At 69.3% G+C, this 8,633-nt stretch carries 7 protein-coding genes; all 7 read right to left on the bottom strand.

Annotated elements, in window-relative coordinates; genetic code table 11:
- Positions 1–140 precede the first annotated feature (140 nt).
- The 7 genes from ACGFIW_RS15695 to rplK all read right to left on the bottom strand — a co-directional run bounded on the left by ACGFIW_RS15695 (position 141) and on the right by rplK (position 8,358).
- On the bottom strand, positions 141–3,572 hold the full coding sequence (locus tag ACGFIW_RS15695) for a DNA-directed RNA polymerase subunit beta (RefSeq protein ID WP_204942104.1): 3,432 nt from the start codon (positions 3,570–3,572) through the stop codon (positions 141–143).
- A gap of 570 nt (positions 3,573–4,142) precedes the next feature.
- Entirely contained in the window at positions 4,143–4,532 is a 390-nt protein-coding gene (gene rplL, locus ACGFIW_RS15690) for a 50S ribosomal protein L7/L12 (RefSeq protein WP_393315260.1), read from the bottom strand.
- Positions 4,533–4,586: 54 nt separating this feature from the next.
- Positions 4,587–5,132, bottom strand: coding sequence for a 50S ribosomal protein L10 (gene rplJ / locus ACGFIW_RS15685; protein ID WP_238645346.1), 546 nt, complete (start codon positions 5,130–5,132; stop codon positions 4,587–4,589).
- A 340-nt stretch (positions 5,133–5,472) separates the two neighbouring features.
- Positions 5,473–6,162, bottom strand: a complete 690-nt coding sequence (locus tag ACGFIW_RS15680; RefSeq protein ID WP_393315257.1) for a hypothetical protein — start codon at positions 6,160–6,162, stop codon at positions 5,473–5,475.
- On the bottom strand, positions 6,159–7,049 hold the full coding sequence (locus tag ACGFIW_RS15675; protein ID WP_393315254.1) for an ATP-binding cassette domain-containing protein: 891 nt from the start codon (positions 7,047–7,049) through the stop codon (positions 6,159–6,161). The genes ACGFIW_RS15680 and ACGFIW_RS15675 overlap by 4 nt, the downstream gene beginning before the upstream one ends.
- Before the next feature lie 82 nt (positions 7,050–7,131).
- Positions 7,132–7,848: a 50S ribosomal protein L1 gene (gene rplA / locus ACGFIW_RS15670; RefSeq protein WP_393315251.1), complete on the bottom strand. Its 717-nt coding sequence runs from the start codon at positions 7,846–7,848 to the stop codon at positions 7,132–7,134.
- Positions 7,849–7,926: 78 nt separating this feature from the next.
- Positions 7,927–8,358, bottom strand: coding sequence for a 50S ribosomal protein L11 (rplK, locus tag ACGFIW_RS15665; protein WP_357079466.1), 432 nt, complete (start codon positions 8,356–8,358; stop codon positions 7,927–7,929).
- Positions 8,359–8,633 lie beyond the last annotated feature (275 nt).

Below are 8,633 nucleotides of genomic sequence, written 5' to 3'. Positions count from 1 at the left end.
TTGGGCGGGGGCCCCCCCAACACCCCGCCCCACCACTTCTATAAGTTCCACCACCCACAATCCACCCTCCCCCGCCCCCCCCCCCCCCCTCGGGGGGGGGGGGGGGGGGCCCCCCCCCCCCCCCCCCCCGACCGCTCACCTCAGACCTCTTCGACCGAGCTCGGCTCGCGCCGGGACAGGTCGATGCCCAGCTCCTCAGCGGCCCGGAACACCTCGTCGTCGGTCTCGCGCATTTCCAGGGCCACACCGTCGCTGGACAGCACCTCAACGTTGAGGCACAGCGACTGCAGCTCCTTGAGCAGCACCTTGAACGACTCCGGGATGCCCGGCTCCGGGATGTTCTCGCCCTTGACGATGGCCTCGTAGACCTTCACCCGGCCGAGCACGTCGTCGGACTTGATCGTGAGCAGCTCCTGCAGGGCGTACGCGGCGCCGTACGCCTGCATCGCCCAGCACTCCATCTCACCGAAACGCTGACCACCGAACTGCGCCTTACCACCCAGCGGCTGCTGCGTGATCATCGAGTACGGGCCGGTCGAACGAGCGTGGATCTTGTCGTCGACCAGGTGGTTGAGCTTCAGGATGTAGACGTAGCCGACCGCGATCGGGTCGGGCAGCGGCTCGCCGGAACGCCCGTCGAACAGCTGCGCCTTACCGGTACGGCCGATCAGCTGCTTGCCGTCCCGGTTGGGCAGGGTCGACTCGAGCAGACCGGAGATCTCCTCTTCGCGGGCACCGTCGAAGACCGGGGTGGCCACGTTGGTGTCCCCCTCGGACTCGTGCGCGTCGATCGAGCGGAGCTGACGCTTCCAGTCGGCGTCGTCGCCCTCGACCTTCCAACCGGTCTTGGCGACCCAACCGAGGTGGGTCTCCAGGACCTGGCCGATGTTCATCCGGCTCGGCACACCGAGCGGGTTGAGCACGATGTCGACCGGGGTGCCGTCCTCAAGGAACGGCATGTCCTCGATCGGCAGGATCTTCGAGATGACACCCTTGTTGCCGTGCCGGCCGGCGAGCTTGTCGCCGTCCTGGATCTTGCGCTTCTGGGCGACGTAGACCCGGACCAGCTCGTTGACACCCGGCGGCAACTCGTCGCCGTCCTCGCGGGAGAACGTGCGCACACCGATGACCGTGCCGGTCTCGCCGTGCGGCACCTTCAGCGAGGTGTCCCGGACCTCACGCGCCTTCTCACCGAAGATCGCGCGGAGCAGACGCTCCTCCGGGGTCAGCTCGGTCTCGCCCTTGGGCGTGACCTTGCCGACCAGGATGTCGCCGGGGACGACCTCGGCACCGATCCGGATGATGCCGCGCTCGTCGAGGTCGGCGAGCATTTCCTCGCTGACGTTCGGGATGTCGCGGGTGATCTCCTCCGGGCCGAGCTTGGTGTCCCGGGCGTCGACCTCGTGCTCCTCGATGTGGATCGAGGTGAGCACGTCCTGCTGCACGAGGCGCTGCGACAGGATGATCGCGTCCTCGTAGTTGTGACCCTCCCAGCACATGAACGCCACCAGCAGGTTGCGTCCGAGTGCCATCTCGCCCTCGTCGGTGCACGGCCCGTCGGCGATGACCTGACCGGCCTCGACGCGGTCGCCCTCGAAGACGACCGGCTTCTGGTTGACGCAGGAGCCGGCGTTGGAGCGGCGGAACTTGTGCAGCAGGTACGTCCGGCGGTGGCCGTCATCCTGGTGGATGGTGACGTAGTCGGCGCAGAGATCCTCGATCACACCGCCGACCTCGGCGACGACCACGTCGCCAGCGTCGACCGCGGCCCGGTATTCCATGCCCGTGCCCACCAGCGGCGCCTCGGCCTTGACCAGCGGCACCGCCTGGCGCTGCATGTTCGCGCCCATCAGTGCCCGGTTGGCGTCGTCGTGCTCGAGGAACGGGATCATGGCGGTCGCGACCGAGGTCATCTGCCGGGGCGAGACGTCCATGTAGTCGACGGCACCGGGGAGGACGTCCTCGGTCTCGCCGCCCTTACGACGGCAGAGCACCCGCTCCTCGGCGAACGTGCCGTCCGCCTTCAGGCGCGCGTTTGCCTGCGCCTTGACGAACCGGTCCTCCTCGTCCGCGGTCAGGTAGTCGATCTGGTCGGTGACCCGACCCTCGACGACCTTCCGGTACGGCGTCTCGATGAAGCCGAACGGGTTGACCCGGGCGAAGGTGGACAGCGCGCCGATCAGACCGATGTTCGGGCCTTCCGGCGTCTCGATCGGGCACATCCGGCCGTAGTGGGACGGGTGCACGTCGCGGACCTCGAAGCCGGCCCGCTCCCGGGACAGACCACCCGGGCCGAGCGCGCTCAGCCGGCGCCGGTGGGTGAGACCCGCCAGCGGGTTGGTCTGGTCCATGAACTGGGACAGCTGCGACGTCCCGAAGAACTCCTTGATCGCCGCCACCACCGGGCGGATGTTGATCAGGGTCTGCGGGGTGATCGCCTCGACGTCCTGCGTGGTCATCCGCTCGCGGACGACCCGCTCCATCCGGGACAGGCCGACCCGGACCTGGTTCTGGATCAGCTCACCCACGGTACGCAGGCGCCGGTTGCCGAAGTGGTCGATGTCGTCGGCCTCGTAGCCGTCCTCACCGGCGTGCAGCCGGCACAGGTATTCCACGGTGGCGACGATGTCGTCCTCGGTCAGCGTGCCGGTGGTGATCGGCACGTCGACTTCGAGCTTCTTGTTGAACTTGTAGCGCCCGACCTTCGCGACGTCGTACCTCTTCGGGTTGAAGAAGAGGTTGTCGAGCAGGGTCTGGGCGTTCTCGCGCGTCGGCGGCTCGCCAGGGCGCAGCTTGCGGTAGATGTCTAGCAGGGCCTCGTCCTGGCCGGCGATGTGGTCCTTCTCGAGCGTGGTCATCAGCAGCTCGGACCAGCCGAACCGCTCGCGGATCCGCTCGGCCGACCAGCCGATGGCCTTGAGCAGGACCGTGACGGCCTGCCGACGCTTACGGTCGATGCGTACGCCGACCGTGTCGCGCTTGTCGATGTCAAACTCCAGCCAGGCACCCCGACTCGGGATGACCTTGACGCTGGAGAGGTCGCGGTCGGAGGTCTTGTCCGGCTGCTTGTCGAAGTACACGCCCGGAGACCGGACGAGCTGGCTGACCACGACGCGCTCGGTGCCGTTGATGACGAAGGTGCCCTTGGGCGTCATCATCGGGAAGTCACCCATGAACACCGTCTGGCTCTTGATCTCGCCAGTGGTGTTGTTGGTGAACTCCGCGGTCACGAAGAGCGGAGCGCAGTAGGTCAGGTCCTTCTCCTTGCACTCCTCGATCGAGGCCTTGACCTCGTCGAAGCGCGGCGCCGAGAAGGAGAGCGACATGGTGCCGGAGAAGTCCTCAATGGGACTGATCTCTTCAAGGATCTCCGCGAGACCCGAGCGTGCGTGCGGGTCGTCCGCCGACCGGCCCTGCCAAGCCTCGTTGCCGACGAGCCAGTCGAAGGACTCGTTTTGAATGGCAAGGAGGTTGGGGACCTCGAGGTGTTCGGTGATCCTGCCGAATGAAACTCGGCGGGGAGCGAATGCGCTCGACGTACGACTGGTCTTCGCAGGGCGGGAAGCTGCCAAGATGCGTCCTTCCGAGGACCGGTGCTGCAGAACGGCTGGTACGCGTGCACTCCAATGACCCCACCAGAAATATCCGTAAACGGACATTTCCGAGCAGGGGTCAAGTCGGAAGGCAGCGCAAACTAGCAGTGTAGCCGAGAGGCTAACCGCTGTCCAGCCCACCCCGCAGGTCGTTCGCGGAACGCGCCTCGGCCCCCGTAAACCGGGGTCTGCCGGGCCGCTCAGAACGCAACGTCCCCACTGGGCCGCTCAGGTCGACGCGGCCGATGGTGCCGCCGCTGTCATACCCACGTCGTGGCCGTCGCAAGCGCGGTGTCTTGCTGGTGTCAGCGTGCCTGGCAGCCCGGGGCCGCGTCAAGGGCCGGTATCCGGGTCGACGGTTCTTTCCCACTGGAGGGCGACCCGCCGCGCTCGCTCGGATCGACGGCGGCAGCCGTCCGAGGCCAGCTCAGAGCGGGTCGGCACCGGGCTTACAGACACGGCGGGCGGCGATCCGTGTCGGATCACCGCCCGCCGCGACGCGATAGTGTCCCGGCTCACGAGCCAGGTACGCGCCTGTGGAACGTCAGGTCACTTGAGGGTGACCTTGGCGCCCTCACCCTCGAGCTTGGCCTTCGCCTTGTCGGCGGTCTCCTTGTTGACCTTCTCCAGGATGGCCTTCGGCGCGGACTCGACCGCGTCCTTGGCCTCCTTGAGGCCCAGGCCGGTCAGCTCACGCACGACCTTGATGACCTGGATCTTCTTGCCGCCGTCAGCCTCGAGGATGACGTCGAACTCGTCCTTCTCCTCCTCGACCGGAGCAGCGGCGCCGCCGCCACCGCCACCCGGGCCCGCGATGGCGACCGGAGCGGCTGCGGTGACCTCGAAGGTCTCCTCGAACTGCTTCACGAACTCAGAGAGCTCGATCAGCGTCATCTCCTTGAACGCGTCGAGCAGCTCGACGGTGCTGAGCTTCGCCATATCTGGCGTCCTTTCCTGATTCTGTTAAGTAAGAACTGGTGCGCCGTGGGGCCCTCAGGCCGCCTCGGCGCCCTCCTTCTCGCGCTTGTCCTGCAGTGCGGCCGCCAGACGGGCGGTCTTCGACAGCGGGGCCTGGAACAGGGCCGCGGCCTTGCTCAGGTTGCCCTTCATCGCGCCGGCCAGCTTGGCCAGCAGCACCTCGCGGGACTCCAGGTCGGCGAGCTTCGTGACCTCGGCCGCGGAAATGGCCTTGCCCTCGAAGACACCGCCCTTGATGACGAGCTTCGGGTTGGCCTTCGCGAAGTCGCGAAGCCCCTTCGCCGCCTCGACGACGTCGCCCGAAACGAAAGTCAGCGCGGTAGGACCGGTGAACAGCTCGTCGAGGCCGGTGATGCCCGCGTCCGTCGCAGCACGCTTCGCCAGCGTGTTCTTCGCGACCGTGTAGCTGGTCTCGGCGCCGAGGGAGCGCCGAAGCTGGGTGAGCTGGGAAACCGTCAGACCGCGGTACTCGGTCAGCACGGTGGCGCCCGAGCTGCGGAAGCTCTCGGTCAGCTCAGCGACGGCCGTGGCCTTGTCGGCCCGGATCGGCTTGTCCGCCATGTCCCTCCTCTCTCGTTACTCGAGGCTGGTCCCCGTCACAGCCGAAGCCGGAACGGGAGCGGAGGCAGCACGACAACGAAAAAGCCCCGGCGCAGGGCGCACGGGGCGAGGGCCAGCAGATCGACACAGTCGGCGGACCATGTGCACTGCCGAGTTACGCTTGCCGCCCTACGCGGGTCGCCCGTCGTCGCGGGACCTTCGACCGTGCCGGAGCACGGTGACCAGCGGTCTTTGGGTCGTTCCTCATCCATGAGAGCACGGATGACGACTGAAGACTACGCGCCCCGGCCACCAGCACCAAATCGCGCCGGGTGAGCCACGTCACCGACGCCGACACCGCTCAGCCGTGCGCCCGCCGCCGCCACAGATAGCCGCCGACGACCACGGCGCTCCAGGCCAGGGCCCACCCGCTCAGCGCCAGCAGGGTGAGCGCCGTGGCGTGGCCCGCGGTGGTGCGGGCCGCGGCCATGATCGGCGGTGCCAACCAGGGCGCCACCGACCCGCTCAGGCCGAGCACCACCGCGCCGACACCGCCGAGGGCCAGCACCGCGACGCCGTACGCGGCACCGCCCACCGACGCGCGGCTGGCCAGCGCACCGAGGGCGACAGCGGCGGGTACGGCGAGCAGGTGCGCCCACAACCCCAGCGCGACCCCGACCGGGATCGACAGGTCCCCCGGCTCGACCGGGCCGGTGACCCCGCCGACCAGCCACGGGAAGAGCAGCGCGACGGCCACCGTCGCCAGCGCCGCCACACCGGCGGCGAGGAGCCCGGCGAGCCGCTCGCGGGCCACCCCGACGCTCACCTGGGCCAGCCGGCGCTGCACGTCCGGCTCGACGTCCAGCAGGATCTTGGTCTGCCAGGCGATCACCGGGAAGAGCACCACGGCCGAGACGCCGTACGCCTCCGCGGGCTGGGATCGGCCGCCGCCGTAGAGCGTGCCGAGCACGACGAGGCCGGCGAGCAGCGGCGCCAGCGCCCGACCGGTCCGCAGGAAGCCGGTCAACCGCATCCGCACCAGGGCGATCACCGGGTCTCCCCCGCTGCCTGCTCGACCACCGCGTCGGTGGCGTCCGGCTGCTCCGCTGTCGGCTGCCCGGCCACCGTCAGCGGCGGCTCGGCGGGTCGGGCGGCACCGGCCACCTGCGACGGCTCGGCGGGTCGAGCCTGCGGTGCGGTGGTGGAGGCGTCGGCGCGTACCCGAAGAATGTGGTGGCCCTCGGCGCGCAACCGGGCGACGGTGCCGGCGACCCGCGCGGTCGGCACCGCGACCTCGACCACCGAGAAGGTCTCCTCCGCCGACGACGTCTCCTCGGTCAGCGACCCGTCGGCCACCAACCAGCGGCGCGCGGCCGGAAGCCGGACCGTCTCGCCACGGTGGTCGCTGACCAGCACGGCACCATCGGCGGCGAGCACCTCGGAGATCAGCTCGGGAACCAGCTCGCGGGTGGCGGCGTCCAGCCCCTCCCAGGGCTCGTCGAGCACCAGCAGGCCCGGCGGGCACAGCATCGCCTGGGCGAGGCCCACCTTCTGGGCGGTGCCCTTGGACAGCTCGGGCAACCGGACCGAGCGGAAGGCGGACAACCCGAGCCGGTCGGTCCAGGAGGCCACCGCCTCGTCGGCCGCCGCCGCGCCCAGCCCCGCCACGCGGGCCATACCGGTCAGATAGCGGGTCACGGTGAACGGCTGGTCGGCGGGGAACCGCTCCGGCACCCAGCCCACCCGTGCCGGACGGTCGGTGACCCGGCCCCGGCCCGGTCGGAGCACCCCCGCGGCCACCTGGAGCAGTGTCGACTTACCCACCCCGTTGCGACCCAGAACGACCGCCACCTCGCCCGGACCGATCCGCACGTCCACGCCGCGCAGCACCCACGGCCCACGCCTGTGGTACCGCAACCAGACGTTCTCCAGCCACATAGGGATAGAGGGTGCCACACCGCAGACGCGCCGGGGCGCCGCCACGGTCGTGGCGGCGCCCCGGCGGAGCGGATCTGTCGGCTCAGGCCTCGGCGGCGTCCCCGGTGAGGTTCTTCACCAGGTTCGGGTCGACCGGAACACCCGGGCCCATCGTGGAGGTCACGATGACCTTGCGCAGGTACTTGCCCTTGGCCGCGGACGGCTTGGCACGCAGCACCTCGTCGAGCACCGCGGCGTAGTTCTCCACAAGCTGGCCCTCCGTGAAGGAGGCCTTGCCGATGATCAGGTGCAGGTTGGAGTGCTTGTCCACCCGGAAGGTGATCTTGCCACCCTTGATGTCCTGCACCGCCTTGGTGACGTCCATGGTCACCGTGCCGGTCTTCGGGTTCGGCATGAGACCGCGCGGGCCCAGGATCCGCGCGATCCGGCCGATCTTGGCCATCTGGTCCGGCGTGGCGATAGCCGCGTCGAAGTCGAGCCAACCACCCTGGATCCGGGCGACCAGCTCGTCGGTGCCCACCTCGTCGGCACCCGCGGCGACGGCCTCTTCGGCCTTCGCGCCACTGGCGAACACGATCACGCGGGCGGTCTTACCGGTGCCGTGCGGCAGGTTGACCGTGCCGCGGACCATCTGGTCCGCCTTGCGGGGGTCGACGCCGAGGCGCATCGCGACCTCGACCGTGGCGTCGAACTTGACGTTGGTGGTCTCCTTGGCCAGCTTCACGGCCTCGGCGGGGGTGTAGAGCTTGGACCGGTCGATGACATCGGCGGCCTTGCGGTAGCTCTTGCTGCGCTGCATTGCTGATTACTCCTGTGGTCTCTGGCGGGCCGCTCGGCGCGGGCCCTCCCACGGTCGGGTCGACGGCCTGGGCCGACGTCAGTCGTTGACGGTGATGCCCATCGACCGGGCGGTGCCGGCGATGATCTTCTCGGCCTGGGCGATGTCGTTGGCGTTGAGGTCGGCCATCTTCTTCTCGGCGATCTCACGCAGCTGGGCGCGACTGACCGAGCCGACCTTCTCGCTCTGCGGAACGCCCGAACCCTTCTGCACACCGGCGGCCTTGATCAGCAGCCGGGCGGCGGGCGGGGTCTTCAGCACGAACGTGAAGGACCGGTCCTCGTACACGCTGATCTCGGCGGGGACGATGTCGCCCCGCTGGGACTCGGTCTGCGAGTTGTAGGACTTGCAGAACTCCATGATGTTGACGCCGTGCTGGCCGAGCGCGGGGCCGACCGGCGGCGCCGGCGTGGCCTGGCCCGCCGGCAGCTGAAGCGTGAACGTCTTGACGAGCTTCTTCTTCGGAGGCATGTCACTTCCTGGGGCTTGGAGCTGGGAAAATGCGGCTGTCGCCGCCCTCGGAGCGCGCACGGTCAGCGCGGTGCGACAGCGGCGACATTCAAGAGTAGCGCAGGCCGCAGCCCACTCGTCCGCCGAGGTCGAGCGGGAGGGCATACGCCGACGTCGGGGGGGGGGGGGGGGCCCCCCCCCCCGCCCGGCCCCCCCCGCCCCCCCGGGTGTAGTTGTGGAGCCCCCGGGGGTCGCCGCCCCACAAAGAAACCACCACCGAGAGCGTCATGTGGTCG

The sequence above is a fragment of the Micromonospora sp. NPDC048935 genome (assembly GCF_043197875.1).
Taxonomy (GTDB): domain Bacteria; phylum Actinomycetota; class Actinomycetes; order Mycobacteriales; family Micromonosporaceae; genus Micromonospora.
The sequence above is the reverse complement of the archived record's forward strand: the minus strand, read 5'-3'. Positions and strand labels throughout refer to the sequence as shown.

Coding starts and splice junctions, on each gene's coding strand:
- rplL (WP_393315260.1), bottom strand. CDS start 4,532: ATGGCGAAGCTCAGCACCGTCGAGCTGCTCGACGCGTTCAAGGAGATG.
- rplK (WP_357079466.1), bottom strand. CDS start 8,358: ATGCCTCCGAAGAAGAAGCTCGTCAAGACGTTCACGCTTCAGCTGCCG.
- ACGFIW_RS15675 (WP_393315254.1), bottom strand. CDS start 7,049: ATGTGGCTGGAGAACGTCTGGTTGCGGTACCACAGGCGTGGGCCGTGG.
- rplJ (WP_238645346.1), bottom strand. CDS start 5,132: ATGGCGGACAAGCCGATCCGGGCCGACAAGGCCACGGCCGTCGCTGAG.
- rplA (WP_393315251.1), bottom strand. CDS start 7,848: ATGCAGCGCAGCAAGAGCTACCGCAAGGCCGCCGATGTCATCGACCGG.